The 25141-nt window shown below is 41.8% G+C and carries 18 protein-coding genes; 11 read left to right on the top strand and 7 right to left on the bottom strand.

Going from position 1 to position 25141, the window contains the following annotated elements:
* Window positions 1-152 precede the first annotated feature (152 nt).
* Genes GC093_RS30100 through GC093_RS30080 form a run of 5 tightly spaced genes read right to left on the bottom strand, consistent with a single transcriptional unit; the run spans window position 153 to window position 4321 of the window.
* Window positions 153-1367: a M24 family metallopeptidase gene (locus tag GC093_RS30100; RefSeq protein ID WP_246315648.1), complete on the bottom strand. Its 1215-nt coding sequence runs from the start codon at window positions 1365-1367 to the stop codon at window positions 153-155.
* 25 nt (window positions 1368-1392) lie between these two features.
* Window positions 1393-2136, bottom strand: a complete 744-nt coding sequence (locus GC093_RS30095) for an amino acid ABC transporter ATP-binding protein (RefSeq protein ID WP_171655621.1) — start codon at window positions 2134-2136, stop codon at window positions 1393-1395.
* Window positions 2137-2149: 13 nt separating this feature from the next.
* Complete coding sequence (locus tag GC093_RS30090; RefSeq protein WP_171655620.1) at window positions 2150-2794, bottom strand: amino acid ABC transporter permease; 645 nt, start codon at window positions 2792-2794, stop codon at window positions 2150-2152.
* A 27-nt stretch (window positions 2795-2821) separates the two neighbouring features.
* On the bottom strand, window positions 2822-3685 hold the full coding sequence (locus GC093_RS30085) for a transporter substrate-binding domain-containing protein (RefSeq protein ID WP_171655619.1): 864 nt from the start codon (window positions 3683-3685) through the stop codon (window positions 2822-2824).
* Between the two features lie 54 nt (window positions 3686-3739).
* Window positions 3740-4321: a TetR/AcrR family transcriptional regulator gene (locus GC093_RS30080; RefSeq protein ID WP_171655649.1), complete on the bottom strand. Its 582-nt coding sequence runs from the start codon at window positions 4319-4321 to the stop codon at window positions 3740-3742.
* A gap of 264 nt (window positions 4322-4585) precedes the next feature.
* Between GC093_RS30080 and GC093_RS30075 the strand changes: the two genes are divergently transcribed.
* The 10 genes from GC093_RS30075 to GC093_RS30030 all read left to right on the top strand — a co-directional run bounded on the left by GC093_RS30075 (window position 4586) and on the right by GC093_RS30030 (window position 20117).
* Window positions 4586-4867 carry a glycoside hydrolase family 78 protein gene (locus GC093_RS30075; protein ID WP_171655618.1) on the top strand — a complete coding sequence of 94 codons (282 nt, stop codon included), beginning with the start codon at window positions 4586-4588 and terminating at the stop codon, window positions 4865-4867.
* The gene (locus GC093_RS30070; protein WP_171655617.1) at window positions 4860-5015 is read left to right on the top strand and encodes an alpha-L-rhamnosidase-related protein; all 156 of its coding nucleotides are present in this window, start codon (window positions 4860-4862) and stop codon (window positions 5013-5015) included. The genes GC093_RS30075 and GC093_RS30070 overlap by 8 nt, the downstream gene beginning before the upstream one ends.
* Before the next feature lie 687 nt (window positions 5016-5702).
* Window positions 5703-8438 carry a glycoside hydrolase family 3 C-terminal domain-containing protein gene (locus GC093_RS30065; protein WP_312886638.1) on the top strand — a complete coding sequence of 912 codons (2736 nt, stop codon included), beginning with the start codon at window positions 5703-5705 and terminating at the stop codon, window positions 8436-8438.
* Window positions 8439-8737: 299 nt separating this feature from the next.
* The gene (locus GC093_RS30060) at window positions 8738-9682 is read left to right on the top strand and encodes a carbohydrate ABC transporter permease (protein ID WP_171655615.1); all 945 of its coding nucleotides are present in this window, start codon (window positions 8738-8740) and stop codon (window positions 9680-9682) included.
* 3 nt (window positions 9683-9685) lie between these two features.
* Window positions 9686-10516 carry a carbohydrate ABC transporter permease gene (locus GC093_RS30055; protein ID WP_312886636.1) on the top strand — a complete coding sequence of 277 codons (831 nt, stop codon included), beginning with the start codon at window positions 9686-9688 and terminating at the stop codon, window positions 10514-10516.
* A 65-nt stretch (window positions 10517-10581) separates the two neighbouring features.
* On the top strand, window positions 10582-11931 hold the full coding sequence (locus GC093_RS30050; protein WP_171655614.1) for an ABC transporter substrate-binding protein: 1350 nt from the start codon (window positions 10582-10584) through the stop codon (window positions 11929-11931).
* Between the two features lie 205 nt (window positions 11932-12136).
* Window positions 12137-13807 (top strand): sensor histidine kinase, encoded by a 1671-nt coding sequence (locus GC093_RS30045; RefSeq protein WP_171655613.1) that lies wholly within the window; start codon window positions 12137-12139, stop codon window positions 13805-13807.
* Between the two features lie 12 nt (window positions 13808-13819).
* Window positions 13820-15415 carry a response regulator gene (locus GC093_RS30040; RefSeq protein ID WP_171655612.1) on the top strand — a complete coding sequence of 532 codons (1596 nt, stop codon included), beginning with the start codon at window positions 13820-13822 and terminating at the stop codon, window positions 15413-15415.
* A gap of 142 nt (window positions 15416-15557) precedes the next feature.
* Window positions 15558-18281, top strand: a complete 2724-nt coding sequence (locus tag GC093_RS30035; RefSeq protein WP_171655611.1) for a glycoside hydrolase family 3 N-terminal domain-containing protein — start codon at window positions 15558-15560, stop codon at window positions 18279-18281.
* A gap of 63 nt (window positions 18282-18344) precedes the next feature.
* Window positions 18345-20117 (top strand): S-layer homology domain-containing protein, encoded by a 1773-nt coding sequence (locus GC093_RS30030; RefSeq protein ID WP_171655610.1) that lies wholly within the window; start codon window positions 18345-18347, stop codon window positions 20115-20117.
* Between the two features lie 63 nt (window positions 20118-20180).
* On the opposite strand, the gene uidA is transcribed toward GC093_RS30030, so the two are convergent.
* Together uidA and GC093_RS30020 are read right to left on the bottom strand one after the other, a co-directional pair.
* Complete coding sequence (gene uidA / locus GC093_RS30025; RefSeq protein WP_171655609.1) at window positions 20181-21974, bottom strand: beta-glucuronidase; 1794 nt, start codon at window positions 21972-21974, stop codon at window positions 20181-20183.
* Between the two features lie 23 nt (window positions 21975-21997).
* Entirely contained in the window at window positions 21998-23362 is a 1365-nt protein-coding gene (locus GC093_RS30020) for a glycoside-pentoside-hexuronide (GPH):cation symporter (RefSeq protein ID WP_171655608.1), read from the bottom strand.
* A 297-nt stretch (window positions 23363-23659) separates the two neighbouring features.
* On the opposite strand from GC093_RS30020, the gene GC093_RS30015 reads away from it, so the two are divergent.
* Window positions 23660-25000, top strand: coding sequence for an ABC transporter substrate-binding protein (locus tag GC093_RS30015; RefSeq protein WP_171655607.1), 1341 nt, complete (start codon window positions 23660-23662; stop codon window positions 24998-25000).
* Window positions 25001-25141 lie beyond the last annotated feature (141 nt).

The following is a 25141-nucleotide window of genomic DNA, read 5'->3' as shown; positions in this document are numbered from 1 at the left end:
GCTAGGTAATCCGTGCTAAAAGCGCTGCTTGGCGCTTCTGGTAACTGTTCGTCTTCGCTTTTCCATGTAGCCATTTATAGTGAACCAGTAAAACTACTTAAGTCCCCACCTGATAGAAGGTGGGGGACTTATTCTACGTTTACGGTTAAGCTTTATATTGAAATCAGATCTCTCGATAGTTCGTTAAGCCGCTCGCAGCCATGTTCTGTAACCAACACCATATCCTCAATCATGATCGAACCTATGCCGTATCCATAGTAAGGGGTCTCCAAGCATATGACCATGCCCGGACGAAAGACGGCTGTCTCGGACGGACTGATGAAAGGGGCTTCTTCTGCCGCTAGGCTTAAGCCCGCACTGTGCCCCAGATGTCCTCTGTTGTAATTCTCCAATCCAGAACGGCGGATTACATCCATGACCTCATGAAAGACGCTGTTCATAGGCACTCCTGGTTCTATGAGCTCAAGGAGACGATCATGTCCTATCCTTAGCGCGTCATAGATACGCTTCACGGTATCCGAAGGATCACCGAGTACAAAGGTACGTGCAATGTCCGATCCATACCCCGCGACATCGACCCCCACATCAAACTTAATGACATCCCCCGGCTCACTCGGACGCGTATCGAAGTTATGAGCAGGAGCGAAGTTAGCTCCGACAGAAATCATATGAAAGCGGGCCGTAGAGAAGTCAGGACGTTTCATTAAGCCCTTTCGAAAAGCTTCGACGATTTCCGCGGCAGAGCTGCCGACTCCAATGGTACGAACCGCCTCCGTAATGCCTGCTTCCGCATAGGCACAGCCCTTACGTAGCTGGGTTATTTCCCATGGGGACTTTACCGCGCGCAGCTCGGTAAAGATAGCACCCGCTTCCATCAACTCCACCGCTCCGGCTGCACTCTTTAAGGACAAGGCTGAGCCATGCCGCATGGCGCTTAATTCCACAGCTACCTTACCGCGTGTAACTCCATGCTCGGCAAGTACTTGCATCAACAGGCCAAACATTTCCTCCGCTTGGGGCGAGACCGGACGTTTTCCTTGATACTGCCCGCCTTTAAGACCCAATGGGTCATCCACGTCTACCCAAGTGGGATAGGCCCTGATCTCGCATTGAGGCAGATCGCTCACCACTCCTGCCGCCTCGAATTCATTCATGATCAAGATCGTTTTACAACTTGGATCTCGAAACAGGACTGCTAGCGCGACTTCATTCATACGTAACGTATACATGAATGTACTCGGATGGCCGGAGAGGTAATAGAAGTTCTCACAGGTTGAGGCGACAATAGCATCAAGCTCTTCATTTTCCATGATCAATCGGGCTCGCTCAGCTAGATTCTTCAAATGTTCTGGATCTATAGGGATCAAAGCGTTCAACTCCTTATGCATTCGATTAATGATCCATTTGTCTCAGAAACTTGCGCGCTCGATCGGTTTGCGGCTGATCGAAAAACTGCTCTGGAGTTCCTTCCTCCTGAATAACGCCATCGCTCATAAAGATAACCCGGTTCGATACCTCCCGGGCAAACTTCATTTCGTGAGTAACGACGATCATGGTCATACCTTCTAGTGCTAGCTGCTTCATTACAGCCAGCACTTCACCTGTTAATTCAGGGTCTAGAGCTGATGTTGGCTCGTCAAATAACATAATCTGAGGATTCATAGCCAGTGAACGGGCAATGGCTACCCGCTGCTGCTGGCCGCCGGAGAGCCGGGAAGGATGCTCATACATTTTATCCTGCAGTCCCACCTTAGCTAGTAAAGATTCGGCAAGCTGGATGGCCTGTGCCTTGGGCATTTTTTTCACAGTCATGGGAGGCATAATAATATTTTCAAGGACAGTCATGTGTGGAAATAGATTAAATGATTGAAAAACCATACCAGTGAATGTGCGAATATCCCGTAGGGCTTGTTTTTTCGATGGTAAGTTCCCGGTCGCGTCCCACTTCACGCTGCCGACTCGAACTGACCCTTTAGTGGGTTCTTCCAGCCCGTTCATACAACGCAGGAGTGTGCTTTTTCCTGAACCGCTTGGCCCTAAGAGGACCACAATTTCTTGAGGACGGATGTGCAGATAAATATCTTTTAAAACCACCAAGTCGTCGAACTGTTTGCTCAGATTTATACATTCAATCATACTTTACACGCCCTTAATAAGCCTTGGCTAATTTGTTTTCAATGCGGTTAAGAATGTTGGAAAAAACCATGCTCATGATCCAATACATAAGGGCAATTGCCAGATAAAAAGGCATGCTTACATAATATTGGGCCATCAGCAGTTGGGCAGAACGAAGTAATTCAGTGACTGTTACCAAGGAAACCAAGGAGGTCTCTTTGAGCATGCCTATAAAAGTATTGCCCATGGGAGGAATCGCCACTCGGGCTGCTTGTGGAAGAACAACCTTCCGTAAGGCTTGCCAAGGAGATAGGCCCAGAGAGAAGGCCGCTTCCGTCTGTCCTTTACTCACAGATAGAATGGCACCGCGAAACGTTTCTGATAAATAGGCGCCAATGTTGATACTCAGCGAAATATAGGCCGCTGTGAGCGGCCCGAGTTTAATCCCATAATCAGGTAAGCCATAATAAATAATAAAGATTTGAACGATGATTGGAGTTCCGCGGATGATCGAAACATATCCTTTGGCCAAGCTAGTGATAAGCCAATTTCCCTTCAACCGCGCGATTGCTACAAGCAAAGCGATAAAAAATCCGAAGAACATCGAGACGACCGTGATATTCAACGTGTAGTAGGCTCCCTTTAATAGGTAGCCTAAGTTATCAAGTACCAGTTCCATTCGTGCAGCCTCCCGAGGTCAAACCGCTTAAATATTCGGTTCCACATCAAACCATTTTTTGAAAATTGTCGTAAACGTTCCGTCTGTCTTCATTTCAGCTAATGCTTTATTGATCGCTTCGACCAGCTCTCGGTTATTTTTGCGAACCGCTACGCCTGCGAAGTCTTCCTTAATCGGTTGTCCGACCGCTTTAATTTTGAATTTGTTTTTTTCGATTAAAGGCTTGATAGCAAATACGTTGTTAATGGTGGCATCAATTCTTCCGATGTTCAAATCCGTCAAGGACGTAACCACGTCGTTATAGGTGGCGATTTCAAACTTGCCGACTTTCGGCATAGCTGTATCGCGTAAATATTTTTCGTCATTCGTACCGAGACCAACACCAATCTTCTTGTCTTTGAAATCTTCGATGGAATGGATCGTTGTGTTGTCGCTCTTCACGACTACATTAACTGCATTTTTCACATAAGGATTGGAGAAGTCCATTGTTTTCTTGCGATCTTCTGTAATCGTAACTTGGCTGATAAGTGCGTCATATTTATCCTTCTGCAGTCCTTCGATTAAGCCCGAAAATTCCCCAGTAGTAAATTCGACTTGAACGCCTAACCGTTTGGCCACTTCTTTGGCAACATCTGCATCGAAACCGTCCACTTCTTTCTTTTCATTCAAAAAGTTGTAAGGTGCATAAGTTCCCATTAATCCGACTCGGATTTTACCCGATTTCTTGATTTGTTCTAGCAGGTTCGAAGGTGCTGCTGTTTCCGCGTTTTGGTTACCGTTGGCAGCAGGCGTAGGTGACTCGACTGGCTTCTGCCCGCATCCTACTAAAGCTAAGGCGACTACACTGACTAAGGAAACGGATTTAAATAATTGTTTGAATTTGATGGACATTCTCTACACCCCTATATAGTTTTTATGTTGTTATCTTGCTTCTAAATGCCTAAATTATCCCATCAACCCGCGGAATTCGAACCTTGCCGTTTCTTCAGCTATTTCTGAAGGGGGATATGTCGATTTATAATCTACGTCATGCATAGGGCCGAACAGCCATTTGGTTAACACGCCTGTAATTAATGAGACAAGAATGGTTACACGAAGCGATAAGTCGATCGTACTGGGTAGCATCTGTAATTCGATGGCTCGGTTTACATTGTTCTTGAAAGCTTCCTCGAACGTGAGCCATGTTTGGGATACAGCATCCCGCACGAGCGGGTCTGCGCCTTGACCTTTGATCAGCAGTAAAGCCATTAAATATCTGTTCTGATCAGCGAATTCGAACAGATCCGTCAACAACCGAGCAGACGATCTCACCATGTCATCTACCGAACCCGCATGTTTGCGATAACCTTGTTCAATGACTTTGTTTAACTTTTCTTTACCATCCTCTATAAGCTGGATAGCAAGCTTCTCTTTACTTTCGAAGTACCAGTAAAAGGTTCCTTGTGAAACGCCTGCGGATTTGACCACATCCGAGACCTTGGTATTGTGATACCCTTTGCGGGCAAATAGCTCCAGTGCTAAGGACATTAATTCTTGCTTGCGGTCTTGATCTTGATTCGATATGGACGGCAGGTTCAACATCTCCACTCTATTAACTGACGAGTCAGTTAAATCTAATTCCGATGGGTTTACTATAATTTAAAGATTACCTTGTTGTCAAGATAGAGTGGAAAATAATTGTGTAAAAACATTTTTCACCTATCAAATTTTGTAAATGTTGTAGTTTTTGTTTCAAAAAATCCAATCGGCATCCCCCTTTAATGGTTTGACCGACAGGAAGGGAGAATCAACATGACACAAGCTACACGAGTCACGCAGCTCCGTTGTGAGTATATGACGAATCCTTTTGGAATCGACGTAAAGAAACCAAGATTGAGCTGGAGGTTATCAACGGATCGGCGCGGTACCAGACAAATTGCCTATCAGGTTAGAGTCGCTTACACCGAGAAGAATTTGATTCATGAATCCAATCTTGTATGGGACTTAGGAAAGGTTCTCGACGGAGTTATTAGGGAAAATTTCCTGATTTTTGGGAAAGGCGGACGAAGCCGAGCGCTACGAGCAGTTGAATGAGAAGGTTCGTCAAGCTTTCGCGCAGGAATATCTCCAAGAGGATGGGCGTTTAAAGGCACATTTTCAAGGGATTTATGTGCTTGCCTTAAACATGAAGATGGTTCCGAAGGAAATGGAGCCTAAGGTGCTGGCTCAGTTGCTGTTTTAGATTAGTGGGGTCAGTCTAAAACTTATTTTACGGATTGACAATTTTGTGATTCGAAAATCCGCATGGAACAACCAGTTTAATACTTTATTTTCACAAGACAAATACTCAATAAATAGAAGCGCAGCTAGCCGCTGCAAATAGGGGACGATTGCATAAGAGCAATGGTTCTCTATTTTTTATGGAATCGACCTGTTAGCATCGCGTTAAGTAACTTTGTAATTCTAGATTCTGGATACTCACGCTGCACCCAAAAACCAGAAATGATATCTCGCGGGGAGTTTGTTCTAGAACTTAGTAGTGGTCTTAATCTGCATTATGCCAATTTGGTTCGAAAGATTAGCGACAGTAGACAACCCCATCCTATTTTTACATAAAGAATTCAAACAAATATAGAAAAGAAATTACATTCAAAGATATTGTGGTGATCTCTATAATTTTATTAGCAAGGTTGCTTATAAAAAAAAGTAAGCGAAGGGATTTTTTTGAAATCTTGCAATTGCTGATTCTTCTAAAGGAGGCACGGAAAATGGAGTAAGAGCATTTCAAAGAGTCAATTATTTACATTTAATGGAAATTGTTGACTCACCTGCCTCATCGGTTACTGGGAGGCTATCATATCATTAGGAGGGATTTCGTTTGGCTTCTATCTTTTATCATTCGAAAAAAATTGCAAACGCTTTACTTATTATGTCATTCAGCTTTTCACTCGCTAGTGGTGCCGCAGCTGCGACACCGAGTGGCTCCCAAGTGTTGCCCTGGATGGACACGTCGCTCACACCCGCAGTGCGTTCCCAGCTTCTCATCGGCGCTATGACGTTGGACCAGAAGATCGAGCAGATCGCCGGGAGTCCAGGAACTAACCCGGATCTTCCTCAATGCGGAAGTACTTTTCGGCACATTAATGGTATCCCCGAACTCGGAATTCCGAATTTCAGGATCACCAATGGCCCCGTAGGTCTTGGTGGCGGTGACTGCAATCCACAGGACAAGGCGACCGCACTGCCAGTTGCTCTGGGGCTCGCGGCCAGTTTCGATACCGACCTCGCTTACTCCTTCGGTAACTTGATGGGTGGCGAAGCACGTACTCTTGGCCTGCATGAGCTTGAGGGGCCTGGCATGGATATGGCACGTGTAGGAGAGGGAGGTCGCAACTTCGAGTACATGGGTGAAGACCCCTACCTTGCAGGCATCCTATCTTCGAGGGAAATCCATGGGATTCAAGATAACAACATCATAGCGATGTCGAAGCACTACGTGCTCAACGATCAGGAAAAGAACCGTAACTCGGTTAGCGTCAACATCGCCGATAACGTGCTTCACGAGCTATACCTGCTGCCCTTCGAGATGTCGGTCAAGGATGGCAATGTTGCCTCGATCATGTGCTCGTATAACCGAATCGGCGGCATCTACGCTTGTGATAATAAGTATCTGCTGACGACTGTTTTGCGTGACATGTGGGGCTTTAAGGGCTATGTCCAGTCCGACTTCGGAGCGACACACTCGACTGCCATGGCGCTTAACGCAGGATTGGATTTAGAAATGCAATCCGCGATCAACTTCACACCCGCCAAAATCAATGCTGCACTTTCTGATGGCAGCCTTACTATAAATACGATCAACCAAGCTCTCGACCGTCGATACGTGCAGATGTTCAAGTTCGGAATTTTTGACACTCCAGCACAGCATGGCACTATCGATGCGCAAGCCAATGGTGCTACAGCCCGTGCGATTGCTGAGCAGACTGCCGTCCTGCTGAAGAACGAGGGTCACCTGCTACCGCTCAGTTCCTCTGTTAAGTCAATCGCGCTGATCGGTCAGTCAACCTTTGCTGATGCCGCAGTCGCCGGTGGAGGAGGCAGCTCGCGAGTCTCGCCTTTGTACACGATTACCCCGCTTGATGGCCTGCAGAACACACTGGCGAAAATAGGTTCGAACGCTACGATCACCAAAGTGATGGTGGCTAATAACAACAGCAATCTCGATGCGGCCGTTGCTGCAGCAAAGAATGCTGACGTCGTGATCATCATGGCTGGCGTTGTGACCAGCGAAGGTTCGGACCGTCCCAGCTTGTCCTTGCCTAACAACCAGGACGCGATGATCTCCGCCGTCGCAGCAGCGAACAAGAACACGGCGCTCGTACTCAAGGATGGCGACCCCGTCCTCATGCCTTGGATCAACCAAGTCCCTGCGATCCTCGAGGCGTGGAACCCAGGTGAGGAGGACGGCAACGTCGTCGCCAATCTGCTGTTCGGACTTGCCAACCCCTCTGGTAAGCTCCCAGTGACCTATCCAATCTCTAAGGCTGATACGCCCACAAGTACCGATGAGCGCTACCCTGGTATCGGTAGCGGAGCGGGTGTGGTCCCACAAGTGTACTACTCTGAGGATATGAAGATGGGTTATCGTTGGTACGATTCTCAGGGCATCAAACCTCAGTTCGCCTTTGGTTACGGCCTGTCCTACAGTAACTTCAGTATCTCTAATCTCTCCGTGACTCAGCGGACTACCGATGGGACCAAGCCGATTCAGGTGTCCTTATCCGTGAAGAACACCGGAACTGTCGCTGGTGCCGAAGTACCCCAGGTATACTTGGGTCTGCCCGAGAACGCGAACGAGCCACCGAAGCGCCTAGTGGGCTTCAAGAAGATCTGGCTCGCCCCTGGTGAGGAGAAGCAGGTTACGATAACCATCGACCCTGCGGCATCGAATCACCCGTTGTCTATCTGGAACTCAGCCGCTGCCGCATGGACAACTCTAGAAGGGGAATACAAGGTATACGTCGGCAACTCTTCGGATAACATTACGTTGACCAACTCCTTCACGGTTGGACGAACTGCTACTCTGAGCGGCGATACTTCCGTCTTAAACGGAAAAAACTTCAGCTTGAATTATGGTTTGAAAAATGTAACTCAAAGCGTCTATCAAGGCGTTTATGCACAGGATCTGACCCTTAGCTATGATCCTACGAAAGTGGAGTTTGTCGATGCACAGTCTTCGAAAACAGGTTTGTCCGTAGTAAGTAAAAATGTGACAGAACCAGGCAAAGTACGGATTATGCTTGCAAGCTTGGGAGCAAGCAATGCGATCAAAACGGATGGCGATCTGTTGACCCTTCAATTTAAAGCAAAATCAGCTGCACAGTCTGCTTCAACAACTATTACATTAGCTAACATTATTGTAGCAGATGGTTCTGGTAATGAAGCACAATTGGCCAAAGCTTCACAAAAAGTATTGATTACTGTTACTCAAGGCGATCTAAACGGTGACGGTAAAGTGACCATAGGTGATCTTGCTATCGTTGCAGCAGCGTATGGCAAAACGTCAAGTAGTCCGGACTGGGCTCTAGCTAAGCTAGCAGATGTGAACAATGACGGTAAGGTTGATATTATCGATCTTGCATCTGTAGCACAATTAATCAATTAATTTTGGGAGGGGGAGGAGGGCTTAACCTTCCTTCCTATCTGTTATTAAATAGATTTGCAACTTCTGCAAAAATATTTTTGTATTTGCAAAAAATGTTGGATGCCTAATAAAAGGGATTTGTTGTATGATGCAGCTGAATTCCATAAACATTGAAATCTCAGCTGGTCATCATTCCCATTCTATTTCCATAATAAGAATTCAAACAAATCTTGAAAAGAAATTACATTCCAAGAAATTGTTGTAATCTCTATAATCATCTTATGTTCACAACTACTTAGAAAAAAAGAGGGGAGAAAGAAATGAGCTTTAAAAATCTGAGCAATATTCAACCTACTGTTGGCAGTATCGGAAAGTCCAGAAAAACCAGCTCAAAAGTGAATTGGATGCCGTATCTATTGATTTCACCGGCCCTATTAATGATTGTTGGTTTCTTGTTTTATCCTATGGCAAACGTATTTTATTACAGCCTTCAAGAGTATAATCCTGCCAAGCCTTTTTATAACCATTTTGTCGGGCTGGATAATTTTCTCTCTATTTTTAGGAGTGATGAGTTATTTTACTCTAGTATGTTGGTTTCATTTAAATGGGTTAGTATCGAGGTGGTTCTACAGCTTATTTTTGGTCTGCTTATAGCGTTACTGCTTAATCAGACTTTCCGGTTTCGTGGTATATTTCGTGCGATTGCGATTCTACCCTGGGCTGTATCTGGAGTCATTACTTCAACTATGTGGTCTCTACTATTTAACGAACATATAGGACTAATTAATGATTTGCTGATTAAAACGGGTATTATTCAACACAATGTGGCTTGGGTGGCCAGCATGGAAACGGTATTCACATCTGTTGTCATTACTGAACTGTGGAGAGGGATTCCTTTTTTCACCATTACAATGCTTGCTGCCTTGCAGACAATCCCTAAAGATCTGTACGAGGCAGCCACAGTGGATGGAGCAGGAAGATGGAAGTCGTTCAGACATATCACACTACCTTATTTAAAGAATCAAATCATATTGTCCACTCTTCTCCGATCCGTTTGGGAGTTTAATAATGTAGATATGATTTTTACAATGACAGGTGGCGGTCCGGCGAATAAAACTACAACGTTAACGATGTATGTCGCTAATCAAGCCATCATTGCTCAAAATTTTGGCTATGGCTCAGCTCTAACTGTAGTCGGATTCCTTGTTTTGCTTGTTTTTGCTCTATCGTACTTGAAAATTAGCGGCTTTGGCAAGGAGGCATAAGTAGTGCTGAAAAAGTTGGATAGAACGTATTCTTTATATCTTCCTCTATTCGTGACGATGCTGTTTACTATATTTCCATTGTACTGGACTATAGTAACCTCATTAAAACGAGAAGCAGATGTGACTGAAATTCCCATTCGTTATTGGCCTAAGACACTTACCTTTGAAAACTTTATCATCGCATGGGAGAATGTCGGATTCAGAGTCTTTTTCAAAAATAGTGTATTTGTTTCTGGTTTGACTATCTTCATAGTACTTATTTCTTCTGTACTGGTTGGTTACGCGCTTAGTCGGTATAAGTTCAGAGGAAAAGGTACGTTTATGGTTACGCTTCTATGTACTCAATTTGTACCTGGTGCCATGCTCTTGATTCCATTGTTTATGATCTTCAAATCTTTGGGCTTAGCAAGCAGTTTATTTGCACTTGTGATTACTTATAGTACATTCCAATTACCCTTTAATTCTATTCTAATGAGCGGTTTTATTGCAAATATACCAGAAGAGCTAGAGGAAGCTGCAATGGTAGATGGGTGCAGTCGATTGAAAGCAGTATTTCTGGTGATTTTCCCCATCTTGTTACCGGGGATTGTAGCTACAATGGTATTTGCTTTTATTAATGCTTGGAACGAGTTTTTATTTGCTCTCATGTTCATAAGTAAGCCTGCTTACTTCACATTACCGGTTGGTTTACGTTATATGCAGGGCGAATTCGATATTCACTATGGGGCATTAGCAGCGGGCAGCCTAATCTCCCTATTGCCTGCGGTATTACTGTTTGCTTATGTACAGAAATACCTCGTACAAGGTATGGGGGCAGGAGCTGTAAAGGGTTGATGGAAATGAACTAGTTTTTCCTACAAGGAATTAGCATATTGCGAAAAAAGAGAGGATGTATAAGCATGAATAAAAAATCCATTACCAAGTTAGCCTTTACTTTGTTTAGCCTTTCATTAGTATTATCAGCCTGCGGCGCTGGAGGCAACACACCCGATTCTTCTCCAAAAAGTGACAATAATGTCCAGGTTAAGGCTAAAGAAAATGTGAAGCTGACCTTTTGGGATGAAAATGCTGGCCCTGACCGAACCCCTTATCTAAAAGAATTAATTAATCGTTTTCAAGAAAAAAATCCTACCATTACTGTTGAATATGTTGGTATACCGAATGCATCGAATAAACAAAAGTATGATGTTGCCATATCGTCGGATGAAACTCCAGATATCGGTGGTGTTAATGCCGTATGGATTTCTGATTTTGCTGCAAAAGGCGCGCTATTACCCTTAGATTCTTTCCTCGATAAATGGAATGATAAGAATAAGATAGATAAGAAATTAATTGAATATAACAAATCTCTAGCTCCAGACAAGAAGCTATACCAAATTCCTACCACTATGTATATGGACGTTTTTTGGTACCGTACAGACTGGATAAAAGAAGCCGGCTTAAATCCACCAACCACATGGGATTCATTTTTTGCAGATGCAGAAAAACTAAAGGATTCTTCCAAAAATAGATACGGTTATAGTATTCGTGGTGGCGATGGAAGCATTAATCAATTAACAACAGCGATGTTTGCCTACTCCGGTATAGGTAATTATTTCAAATCTGATGGCAAATCCACAATTAATGACCCGAAAAATATAGAATTCTTGAAGAAATATGCTTCACTTTATAAAAATTTTACACCGACAAGTGATATTACTAATGCCTATAAGGAAATGGTAGGAACATTCGATACGGGGACATCTGCAATGATTCAACATAACTTTGGTTCTTATAACAACCACTTGCAAGCAATCGGAGAGGGGAAATTCGCAGCAACTATTTTGCCAAAATCTGATAACGGGAAGCGTGTAATTGCTCCAACAGCCAATGGATACGGAATTTTTAAAAATACAAAACATCCGGATGAGGCATGGTTGTTGTTGTCTTTCTTGTTATCAAACGAAAGTCAAACTTATTGGAATGAAAAAATCGGTCAAATGCCAACAAACACGGATTCTCTTCAAAGCGATTATGTGAAAAAAGTTCAGCATATTCAAGAGGGAGCTCAAGTTCTTGCAGATAAAGATACGATTGTACTGGATGTGCCTCTAAACCTTCCAGATTACAGCAATATCTTAAAGCAGATACTTGAACCGAACTTCCAGAAAGTATTGGCTGGAACGATGACTCCAGAAAATTTCCTGAATAGTTGGGCAAGTGCCATAGAAAAAGCTAAGGCTGATTATGATAAAAGTATGAAGAAGTAATAGGAGTATAGCATATCGAGGGATGCACTTTCCTCGATTTGCTATCTACTTTTCATATTCTGGCTAAGGAGCCATTTTTATAGAAGCAATGGGAGTGGATACTGTGCCATTAAGGCGAATCCGTACACTAAAATCAATTATTTTATGGCTGTTCATTCCCATAATTATATTATTTCTGATGATCTCGGGCCTGCTATCTTCCCGAATGGCATTACAGCAATTAAAGCAAAATGCATATACAAGCATCTACGACACCGTTTCTCAAACCAAACAGTTTATGAACGAAAAGCTTTCCGAAATAGCGACAAATTTAACGATTTTAGATAATGATTCCGACTTGAATAGTCTTCTTAACCGTTCGGATGATGCTGGGTTCGAGTTAGAGCCTCAAGATTATGTTAGCTTAAGCAAAAGCTTGGAGAAGGTTTTTATCCATCGCAACGGTGTCATGGATTCTATTCTAGTATTTTATAACAATGGCAAAATTGCCTTTCAAAAAACAGAGGAAATCACTAATAATACAACTTTGCCGTTGGATTTGGACCTCTACACATCCAAACTAAATGAAAAAAAGAATCTGTCATTAAATCATTGGTTAATACAAGTAAATGATAACCAAGAGGGTTATGTAAGTGTAATTAAATTGCTAGGCAAAAGTCGAGACTTCATTAAAGGCATTCTACTATTTCAAATCAGGCAATCCTATTTCAAAACAATATTGGACAATCCTATCATCAGCCAAAACGGTTATTTATGTATTATTAGTAATGATGAGGTGATGAGATTTAAAGATATTGATCCCAAATATGAACTAACTGACAATGAACTAAAAAAAATTTTCCTAGAAGATAACAAGTCACAAGGTAAAACTAACCTTGTAAATAGCAGTGGAAATCATATGTTGGTCATTTACGACACACTGAGCATCAATAAGTGGAGAATAGCTGCTGTCGTTCCTGAAGATGAACTTTATCTTAAAGTGGAGTATATGAAATATATTAATTTGGCTATGATGTTCATTTTAATTATTATTGCTATTTTTTTGGCCAACCTATTGGCAAATGTGATCACGAAACCAATCATTCAACTTACCCGCAAAATTAACAATATTGAAAATAATAATTTTGAGATTAAATTCTCTGAAAAGCAAAATATTACGGAGATTGATGTCTTGAATCGTGGCATACGAGACATGATACATAGAATTCGCGATTTAATAGTTAAATTAGAAACAGAACAGGAGAACAAACGTCTGGCTGAATTAACAGCACTTCAGTACCAGATACAGCCTCACTTTCTATATAACACCTTATTTTCAATCAAACAATTATGTGAGATGGGGGAGACGAAAAAAGCAGGGAGCATGGTGTTAGCTTTATCTAATTTTTTTCGAATCAGCATTAGCAGTGGTAGTGAAATCATCCCCATTTCTCAGGAAATTAAACACATAGAAAATTACTTGCAAATTCAAGATAGCCGATATGGTGACAAATTTATTTACAATATTGATATACCTGAGGAGATGTTAAATTATAAAATCTTGAAACTGATCTTACAACCGTTAATAGAAAACTCACTATATCATGGGATAAAGCAAAAAAATGAAAAAGGCACTATCTATGTTAGGGGGATTGAAATGGGGGATGACTGCTATATTTGGGTTGAGGATAACGGGGCAGGAATGACACCCCATAAACTAAAGGAATTGAATGATAGTTTAATGGTCAAAAGCGATTCTGACAATCAGGTGGGGTTTGGAGTTGGAAATGTACATAAGCGTCTTCAATTACATTTCGGCCAAGAATATGGTCTGTTCTACGAGAGTGAGGAAGGACAGGGAACGATAGTAACCGTGAAAATAAAAAGAATACAGTAAATGGAGGAGACTATGTACAAAGTTATCATTATTGATGATGACTGTATCATACGTAGAGGCCTAATCCAATTGATTCCATGGAACGAGCATGGGTTTGAGCTGGCAGGTTCGTCGGATAACGGCAAAGATGGGCTTGAATTGATCAGAAAAGTTCAGCCGCATTTAATAATAACCGATATACGTATGCCGTTTATGAATGGTCTGGAGCTCACTGAAATAGTAAAAGAAGAGTATCCTCATATTAAAATCATTATGCTGACCAGTTACGATGACTTTGATTTTGCAAAGCAAGCTTTAAAGTTGAAGGTATTTGATTACTTGCTTAAACCCTTTGATAACGAAACTATTATAAAAGCTGCTGCATCCGCAATGCACGAACTTGCCTACGAATACAGAATAAGTCAAAAGGTAACAGAAGCATTGCCGATACTAAGACAGAAGTTTTTAGAAAAGTTGATAAACGGAAAATTATCAGAATATGAGATTGTCTCTGGGGCTGAGTTCTTGGAACTTGCTCTGCCGGACACAAGCTACGTGACCATGGTGCTAAAAGCGGACGATTACTCGTATTCTGAATACCCAAGCCGATTCGGCAAAGAAATGCTTAAATATTGTGTGTTAAATGTCGCAGAAGAAACTTTAGGTTCAAAAGGGCAAGGTATATTATTTGATTCGGTTGAAGACGAGGTTGTAATGATCTGTTTTATTAAGGAGAACGAAGAACAAGCAAAGGAAAAAGCATTTCTTATAGCTGAAGATATTCGAAGGAATATCGAAAACTTCTTGAAAACAACCATTACCGCTGCAATTGGGGGTGTTTATCAAACCTATGAAGGGATCTCTTATTCGTATAAGGATGCGCAGGCTGCATTAGAAATTAGGCATATTCTGGGCACAAATCGAGTTATAAGAAGGTTTGAATATATTGAACCTACAGGAAGTATGGATATATCTAATCTCAAAAATGAATTCATATTGAATGTTAAACTAAGTTTCCTTGATAAAGCTTTATTGAATTTAACTGCCATCGAGCGATCCATTCTGGAGGCAAAAAATGTATCCTTACTTGAAGTACAACGGATATCCATGGAGATTACACTTCTTCTTTATAAGGAAATGGAGATTTACACCAAGGGAGATGAAAGCCTTGATTTGGCGTTTCGCAAGATTCAACAATTTCAAACCGTTCATAATATATTCCTTTTTATTGCAGATTTGATTACTACTTTTATCCCAATCATTCACAGTAAAAGTGATTCACAGACAAAACGTATCATTAATCAAGCCGTTGTCTATATGAAATCTTATTTTTATTATGAAAATTTATCATTACAGGATGTAGCAAAAACGGTACATATAAGCCCTACGTATTTAAGCATCATTTTTAAGAAAGAGATGAACATTAACTTTAGCGATTATTTGCAAACCATACGAATGAATGAAGCCAAAGAGCTCTTCAGAAATAGTAATCTAAAAACTTATGAGGTGGCAGAACGGGTCGGATTTAGTAATCCTCAGTATTTTAGCGTTTGGTTTAAAAAAAATACAGGGATGTCGCCAAAAGATTTTAAGTCGCAGTCGGTAGGACTTCAAAAATTCGGGAATTAGGAATGGCTAATAAATAGATGATGGTAAGTATTATGTAAGGGGGTGAGTACACAAAAGTAGCTCGCATTAATGAATGAAATGTTGGTATGCAGGTATTCGAGACTTATTGAAAGCGTTTTATTAATTATGGGAGGGATTAAATGTGACTAGAATCTCGGTGCATTCTAAAAAGCTTATGCTAACTTCGCTTGTAGTATCATTACTATCTTCACCGCTTGTTGTATCCAATGCAAATGCGGCAGCTGGCACAGCCCAGCCTGAAATCTCTCATCTGGTCAAGAATATTCTTACAATCGATGGAAAGACATTCAGAGATTTAAATGGGAATGGCAATCTGGACCCTTATGAAGACTGGAGACTTTCGGTTGATCAGCGAGTAAACGATCTCGTATCCAAGATGACGCTACCGGAAAAGACAGGGATGATGCTTAGTATGTCGCATTATATGGGAAATAGTAGATCTTGTCCGGCACCAGCGGTAGGTGGAACTCCCAATGACATACTGTGTGAGAATGACCAATGGCAAACGATTAACAACTTTGCTGTCCCAGGAAGTGAGATGTATAATCTGGATCCACCGGTTCTCGCTGCATCTGCTGCTACAAAAGGCATTACGGAGCGTAACTTGCGATACTTTATCATTCGCGACAATCCAACCGCCAAAGATCTAACGATATGGACCAATAAGATCCAAGAAGTGGCAGAGGGTACAAGGTTAGGTATTCCGGCAACTATGATCTCGAATCCACGAAACCATGCCGGAAATTTAGCCTTCGGGTTTAGTGAGGCATCGGGTCAGTTTTCTTTATGGCCAGGTGAATTGGGAATGGCAGCAACGAATGATCCAGATCTGATGAAGCAATTCGGACAAATTGCAGCAAAGGAATGGGAAGCGGCCGGTATTCGAAAGGGCTACCAGTATATGGCCGATGTAGCTACAGACCCTCTCTGGATGCGTTACAATGGTACATTCGGCGAATCGCCTGATCTATCGTCGAAAATGATTTATTCCGTTATTAGGGGCTTCCAAGGTGAACAGCTCGGCCCGCATAGTGTTGCCCTGACTACCAAGCATTTTCCAGGTGGCGGCACGCGTCTGAACGGCCATGACCCCCATTATTCTTGGGGTAAACCGAATCCCTATCCGACTGAGGGCAGCTTAATGAAGTATCATGTTCCTTCTTTCCAAGCGGCTATCGCAGCGGGTACCTCGTCTATCATGCCTTATTACGCTAAATTCGATAATTCATTGAATGCGCCTCAGCTTCCAAACGGAGAAACGTTTGAAGAAGTAGGATTTGCTTTCAATAAATACATTATTACAGACATGCTGAGGAACCAGCTTGGATTTAAGGGATATGTAAACAGTGACACCGGAATTATTACGGCAATGCCTTGGGGAGTTGAAAATCTGACTAGGGTGCAGCGATATGCCAAGGCAGTGAATGCCGGTGTTGATATTATTGCTGGAGATCACAATCCTGCTGATCTTGCTCAAGCAGTTACGGACGGATTGATTACCGAGGAAAGGATCAACCAATCGGTAAAACGACTCCTGACAGAGACGTTTACATTGGGCTTGTTTGAAAATCCTTACCGGGATCCGGAAAAGGCTCAACGAATTGCGACTAACCCGATTTCGCAGCAAATAGCGGATGAAGCGCATCGCAAGTCGGTCGTGCTCCTGCGTAACGATAATGATATTCTGCCTTTGACTGACGCCAAGCTCGCGAATGAGAAGCTCTATGTGGAGGTTGTGACGAAATCAGGAGCAGCAACTCAAACCGCTACTCTGAAAGCCGCCATCAAACAATATGATCCTACTATTGTTCTGACAGACAATCTTAATGAAGCAACGAAAGCATTAGTTTACGCTATTCCTAGCGGTGTGGGGGACACTCCGGATAAACCATTACAGATTGCTCTGGATGCCGATACAGGTATCGATGTCGCCAAAATTAAAGCGATTGAAGACAAGGTTCCTACGATCTTGACCATTAATATGTCCAATCCTTGGCTTATCGGGGAAATTGCAGAAAAGGCTGCAGCTGTTGTGAGTGTGTTCGGAATTAAAGCAGAGCCGTTATTAGATGTACTTCGTGGTCGCTTCAATCCAAATGGTAAGCTTCCCTTCACGATTCCTGCTAACCAAGCAGCGGTTAACAACAATAAGAGCGATGTACCGGGTTACGATGAGGATCCCAGTTACGTTTATCGCGACAAAAATAACCATGCATACGGTTTTGGTTTTGGTTTAACTTATCCTACAGCAAGCGCTACTCTGACCGGTAATATTTCCGTATCGGGTGGAAAAGCTTTTAATTTAAATTATGGACTCAATAAAATAACCCAAAGTGTTAGTCAAGGAGTCTATGCGCAGGACCTGACACTTAATTATGATCCAACGCAGTTGGAATATATCCATACAGAGTCTTTGAAAAGCGGTTTATCTGTTATAAGTCAAAATGTAATAGCCCCAGGGAAAGTACGGCTGTTGATCGCAAGCTTAGGAGCAAATAATGCTATAAAAACGGACGGTGATCTCCTAAGTCTTCAATTTAAAGCTAAGACAGTAGCAGGACAATCGAATTTTGCATCCATTTCGTTAACGAACATCGTTTTATCTGATGGAACGGGTATGGAAACTAGATTGGCCAACGCTTTCCAGAGTATAAGTATGGTTTACACGTTAGGCGATCTAAATGGTGATGGTATGGTGACTATAGGCGACCTTGCAATCGTTGCTGCAGCATACGGAAAAACTTCGACCAGTCCGGGCTGGGATACATTTAAGATAGCGGATATAGACAATGATGGGAAAGTAGATCTTGTAGACCTCGCAACCATAGCAAAATTAATCAATTAAATATTAAGCAGGGGGAAGGGAAAAATCATTCCCCCTTGCCTTAACTAAAGGAGGAAGTAAATCGTGAAACGAAAGTTGTTATCGCTAAGCTTAACGCTATTAGTGAGTTTAGTGTATTTGTTGCCACAGGTTGCCTTAGCAGAGGAGGCTCCTTCTTTTTCTTTAACAATTAATAACAACCAGGTGACTCCAGGAAGTGAGATTCAGGTAAGCGTTACAGGAAATCATTTAACGGATGTGTATGCGTATGAAATGAATCTTGATTTTGATCATACGTTGCTGCAGTTTAAAGGAATTAAAAGTGGACTATCAGGGTTTTCAATCGATCCTCAGCTAGATGGTGATCATCTGAAGTTCGCAAGTACGAAGGTAAGCAATGTAGCTGGTGATACTGGAACCCTCAATTTGAGTACCATTACGTTCAATGCAATCGGACAAGGGAGTGCTGCGATCCAGTTGAAAAGTGTGCAGCTCGTCGATAGTCATTTGACCTCTCAAGTCATTCAAACAGCCGCACAGGCAACGACAGTGATTATTCCGAATGGAGGTAGTTCAGGAGGTAGTGGTAGTGGTAGTGGAAACTCAAACCATTCAGGTAGTGCAAGTGGAAATACAGATCATACAGCTGGAGAGAATGTGCAATTAGGACAGGGTACAACGGTTGTCATAACACCTGATGTGAAGATGGATATGGCAACAAAAACGGCAACTTCAATCATTAACGTAAGTACCTGGAATAAGGCTGTTCAACTAGCCGCACCTAATACGAATGGGTTAAAGACTATTCAAATTCAAATTAAGGAAGCGATGGGTGCGACAGGTTATATCCAACAATTCCCGACGATGGCTCTTTCCAGCAATGAGGCGTCCATTCAAATTGAAATCGTCTCACCAATTGCATCTGTCATTATCCCGAATAATATGCTTCATGCCGCTGATCTAACCGCTAGTGATGTTGGACTGAGGATCGGAAAAGCCGATATCAGTAAATTAGATAAAAGTGTAATGAACCAAATCGGTGACCACCCTGTTATTGATTTAAGCCTGCAAGATGGAAATACAACGATATCATGGAATAATCCGGATGCTCCTGTGATAGTGCGCATACCTTATTCCCCCAATGCAGAGGAAAAGCAAAATCCAGAGCATATCGTAGTATGGTATGTGACCGGTGATGGAAAAGTTGTATCGGTACCGAACGGTAGGTATGACGCATCAACCGGTACAGTCATCTTTACGACTACACACTTCAGTATCTATGCGGTAGCCTTTGTTCAAAAAACATTTGATGATATCACCTCCTTGGACTGGGCAAAAAGCCAGATTGAAGTATTGGCATCTAAAGGAATCATCAACGGGATCTCTGACAAGGCATTTGACCCAGGCCATCCGGTCACGCGTGCGGACTTTGTAGTCTTGTTAGCACGGACATTAGAGTTGGACCGAAGTAAGGGAATGGGTGACAAATTTGCTGATGTACGTGAAGGTGATTATTACGACGGCGCTTTGAGAAAAGCTAGAGGTTTGGGCATTACGGAAGGGGTAGGCGATAATTTATTTAAGCCTCGCGACCCTATCACAAGAGAAGACATGATCGTATTGACAGAACGTGCATTGAGAGTGGCCAAACAAATGACAAGCCATGCAAAAGAAGATCAGCTAAAACAGTTTAATGATTATACAACTGTATCTACTTATGCTGCTCAAAGTGTAGCTGCACTAGTCGAGATGGGGCTAGTTCATGGTTATGACAATGCTATCCATCCTAAGGAAGCTACGAATAGAGCTCAAGCAGCAGTGTTGATGTATAACATTTATACCCGTTTGTATAAGTAATTTTCCTGTGAAGCGAGGATAAAAAAGTCCCGATGCAAGTTGATCGAGACTTTTTTATTCTATTTATTTTTTATAGTAATAATTTGCGATATTCTTATATCTTTCACGCAGTAAATAGGCTGCTTTTTTGGGTTTCCTGTCACGGGTGAATACACCTTTCTTATTTCCATCGACTCTCATGATCCCTTGTTTGGTTGCAAAATCAGCAAAATTCCAAACGTGTTCACCAATCACAAAATCGAGCTCGTCAAACACTCGGTGGTATGTCTTCAAAAACTCACATTGGTATTCCTCTGTCCACATAGTCGGTACTGCAGAAGTTAGACCATGCAGGGTATCTGCGCCAAATTCTGTAAGGAACACTGGTTTTTCAGATGTATCCCGCCATTCAAGCAGCTCTTTCCGTAGCTCCAGCTCCGCTGTTTCCAAATCACCACTATTGAAATACCATCCGTAGTACCGGTTTAAACAAATCACATCGCTTAAGGAATGAATTTTACAAGCCTTTGGAGTTGCCGCTTGAAAGCTGACAATAGTAAGCGGGCGAGTTGGATCAAGTTCTCTGGTAAGGTCAACCAATGGTTTAAAGTACTCATAAGCTCCTTCTTCCTCACCAGCAGGTTCGTTAGCAACGACCCACATCACTACGCAAGGGTGATTTTTATCACGGGCAATCAATTCCGTTATCGCTTGTTTATGGCTTTCTTGAGTTTGGACCGTTTCCCAAGTATTTCTTTTCTGCGATGACATGAAGCCGCCAAGCGTCATATGCAGTCCTACTGCAGGGACTTCGTCTACAACCACAATACCTTCACGATCGGCCATACGCATAATTTCCTCCGAGTAAGGATAATGTGACGTGCGGAATGAGTTGGCTCCAATCCATTTCATTAAACTAAAATCTTTTACATTGATGGCTTCACTTAATCCTTTTCCATGAATTTCAGCATCTTCATGTTTTCCAAAACCTTTAAAATAAAAAGGCTTTCCATTAATCAGGAATTGACAGCCTTCCACTTTAACCGTACGAATACCGAAGCTTTCATCATAAGTGTCCGTAATATGACCATTAACGTCTAATACATTCACTCGAAGAGTATACAGATAAGCAGCGCCAGGTTCCCAAAGTATTGGATTATTCACATAGATGACGCCGTTTACACCAGACGCTTCTCCTACAATATTGTCATTTTCATCAAGAATAAATACTTGTACTTGGGAGGATTCTTCTACTTGTGCTTCGTATTTAACAATACCTGTATGATCTGCTACGTCTGTTTGAATAGTGATATCTTGTATAAATTGGTTGGAAGTCGTATAAAGCTTTATGGGCCTGTGAATACCGCTATAGTTAAAGAAATCATGGAAGTAATTTTGCCTTTTGATTTCTTTGCCCTCACTATTTGTTCTTATTTCCAACTCTCCTATAGGAATGGTTGTAAGGTCTAATACGTTATTAACCATAACAGTAACCCTGTTTTTACGATCAAAATGAACATATGGCGCGATATTTTCTTCGAAAGGAGTGTAGCCCCCCGAGTGCTCCATCACTTCTTGCCCATTGACCCATACTTTACCATAATGGGTCACACTTCCGAAGCGAAGGACGATTCTTTTGTTATTCCATGATTGCGGCACGTAAAACTCTCTTTCATACCAAACGTTTCCTACATGCTCTTTAATTTTTATGTCCTCGGTGAGTTCATTGTAGCTTGCAGGAACAGGCATCGGGATTGTATCTTGAAGCTTACTTTGGATAAGGTCGTTTGGGACAACGTATGGATCGTCCAGCTTGAAGTTCCAAATTCCATTTAAGTCTATTACTTCTCTTTTGGTGTTTGCTTGTGGATATAACATGATTATTCGCTCCTTCTAGTCATTTAATTTGAGTTATTTCTTGTTTCTAATTCATTTAATATTTGCTTGTGCTTTGCATCCGTCAGATTATAGAAGAAGGCAAATATTAGAGCTGCAACAATGAAAGAAACTGCTGGCAGCAAGAAAAACAAACCTTTTAAACCTGTTAATGTTTTTGCTGATTGAACAGCATTAGGCACATAGCCTATCATGCCGAGAACCATACCCGGCAAAAAGCCGGCTAACGCTTGAGCCATTTTTCTAAAAAAGCTATATGAAGAATAGATAATGCCCTCGGTACGTTTCCCGGTTTTCCATTCATTGTACTCAATGACATCCGCAATATGAGCCCAAAGAAGGGTATTCGGAATGGCCAAACCGAAGGCAGATATACCGTAAAAAACGATAAATGTGGCGGATTGAACTGGAAGTGTAAAGTTTAGCAGTTCAGCAATAATACTAATACTTAGACCCACAAGGAACGTGTTTTTCTTTCCGAACCGCGTGGTAAGTAGGGGGGTCAAGAACAATGCAAGCATAGTGACTCCCATGCTCAGTGAAGTTAGGATTCCTATCAGATGTATGTTATTCAGATTGTATTGCGCATAGAAGATTTGAACAGCCTGTTTAATAAAGGTTGCAGAAATGATGAAGATAGAGACAAGGCAGAGTATAAGCATCGGGCGATTAGTTAGGATAGATTTTAAAATCTCCATAAATGGGACTTTTTTCTCTTTGAGTGAGCTGCTAACAACCAAGTTTTCTTTTACATTTCGATAACACAAATAATGCGCGATTACACCTACGAACGCCATTACAGCCATAGCTACCGGATATCCTACTTTTGGATTTTGAAATTCAGTAATCATTGGCACAACTGCAATTCCTGTAATGAAGATAGATAGTTGGTATCCTAGACCTCGGAAAGAGGCAAGCTTTGTACGTTCGATGGGATCATTCGTCATTACGGAAGATAGTGAACCAAAGGGGATATTGACTACAGAATATGCAAACCCGAATAGCATATAAGTGGCAAAAGCGTAGACAACTTTGGATGTATATGAGAAGTCAGGAGCTATAAACGTCAGTACTGTCGTTATTGCCAGAGGAATGGAGCCAAACAAAATGAAAGGTCTGAATTTTCCAAGCTTTGAACTGTACTTCCTTGAATCTACAAAAGAGCCTACTGCTGAATCAGCAAATGCATCAAAGATTTTGGATATTAGAAAAACGAGTCCCGCCGTATAAGCTGAAATTCCCAGTACATCTGTATAAAATTTCAGGAGATAGATTTGTCCCAAATCGAACATCAATCCGTTTCCAAGGTCTCCTGCTCCATACCCTAATTTTTCTCTGAGACTCAATTTTTGTTTAGTCTGGCTGTTCATGCTTTGCCTTGCCCCTTTCCTTGCTTGCGGTTAATGACCTATAATCACCTAATTCATAGAGTCAGTGATTGATAGATGAAGTATTACTTTATTTAATATAAGGTAGTTCATAACGAAGCACATTCAACGATTTTTGCAAAATAAAAAATAATTTGCCTTTGAGAAAAAATAATTCGTTTTGTGCAAAGATTGTTGCATGTTAATGGCAGTGAATTGTAATATAATGCAAATGTATTCGCTTACACGTCATGAGGGGCTTTGCAAGGATTAAAAAAAGTGGAAGAGGGGATGGATAGGATGTTTCATTATTTTGTTCGTAATCTAGTAATAGTTTCAATTTTTACAGGATTACTCAGCGGTTGTGGTGTAAATACTAGTGGTAAAAGTGCGGAGGTTGCAACCAAGACAGTCGAACCAGTAACACTGAAATTCCACTTTTGGTATAATGAAGATCAAGACAATTGGAAAGCCGTCTACAAGCAATTTGAGAAGAAATACCCGAACATTAAGATTGAATCTGTAACTGCAGGGGACAACAATTCGCTTGATTATTTGAAAAAGCTTGATCTCGCTGCCGCATCTGGCGATCAGGTAGATGTGATGATGTTCTCTGCTCCTCAATATTACACGCAGCGTGCTGCCATCCAAATGCTGGAGCCACTTAACAGTTATATTGCGAAAGATGGATATAAGGTACAGGATGAATATTATTTTGATCCATCCATCGGGGATAAGACCTATGCACTTCCAGCCAAGAAAGCAACTTTTTTTGTAATGCTGAACAAAAATCATTTGGATGAAGCAGGTCTGGCGGTACCGAAGGATTGGACGTGGGATGAGTTTCTTGATTATTCGAAGAAGCTGACCAAAGGCGAGGGAGCAAATAAGAGATATGGAACTTACTTTCACACCTTCCCTCTTTACTATCAAATCGCTCAGATTAATCAGATGGAGAATGCCTTCCTTTATAAGCCCGATGGCAAGTCGATAAATATAGAAAACCCGCTTATCAAGAAATCGCTCGACATCCTCAGACAAGCTGAAATTATGGACAAATCAGCAACGCCATATTCAGAAGTGATTAGCCAAAAACTGAATTACAGGCCTCAATATTTCAATGAAAAAGCAAGTATGATTCTCACAGGTGATTTTATGATTCCTGAAGCCGGCGGAACAGATAAAGTGCCAGCTAACTTTAAGACGGCTTTTGCGCCTTATCCTAAAGTGAACAAGAACGATCCGACTACAACGATTTCGGGTGGAGACCTTATGGGGGTGTATGCCAAGTCCAAGCATAAGGAAGAAGCATATCAATTCGTACGTTGGTACACAACAGAAGGAATCACGCTTCAAGGAAAATATATTCCGACATGGAAAAAAGCAGATGTGTCAAAGGTGCTTGATAACCTAATTGCTTCGTCCAAAACACCGGATAAGGTAGATAAGGAATCTTTATTGAACGTGATGAAAAGCAGTATTCCACAAAAATTCAGTATTCCGGTACCGTATCATGATGAAATTGACAAAGCTTATGTGAAAGAAATTGAAAGATTTTTGCTTGGTGAAGTAGATACGGATACTGCCATCAAAAATGCATCGCAAAAGGTCCAAGAAGTCATAAAAAATAACAACAAATAAAACGGAAATCAACGTTCCTCTCAGATGAACTGAGCGGGGCGTTGATTTTTTGTATAAGAGCACTTCTCGTAGACACACTAGTAAGGAGAGTAGAAAATTTTTTTTGCTATTTGCAAAAATTGTTGAATGTTTATGAAACTC

The organism is Paenibacillus foliorum, from assembly GCF_013141765.1.
Classification (GTDB): Bacteria; Bacillota; Bacilli; order Paenibacillales; family NBRC-103111; genus Paenibacillus_S; species Paenibacillus_S foliorum.
This window is presented reverse-complemented; position numbering and strand designations above follow the sequence as displayed.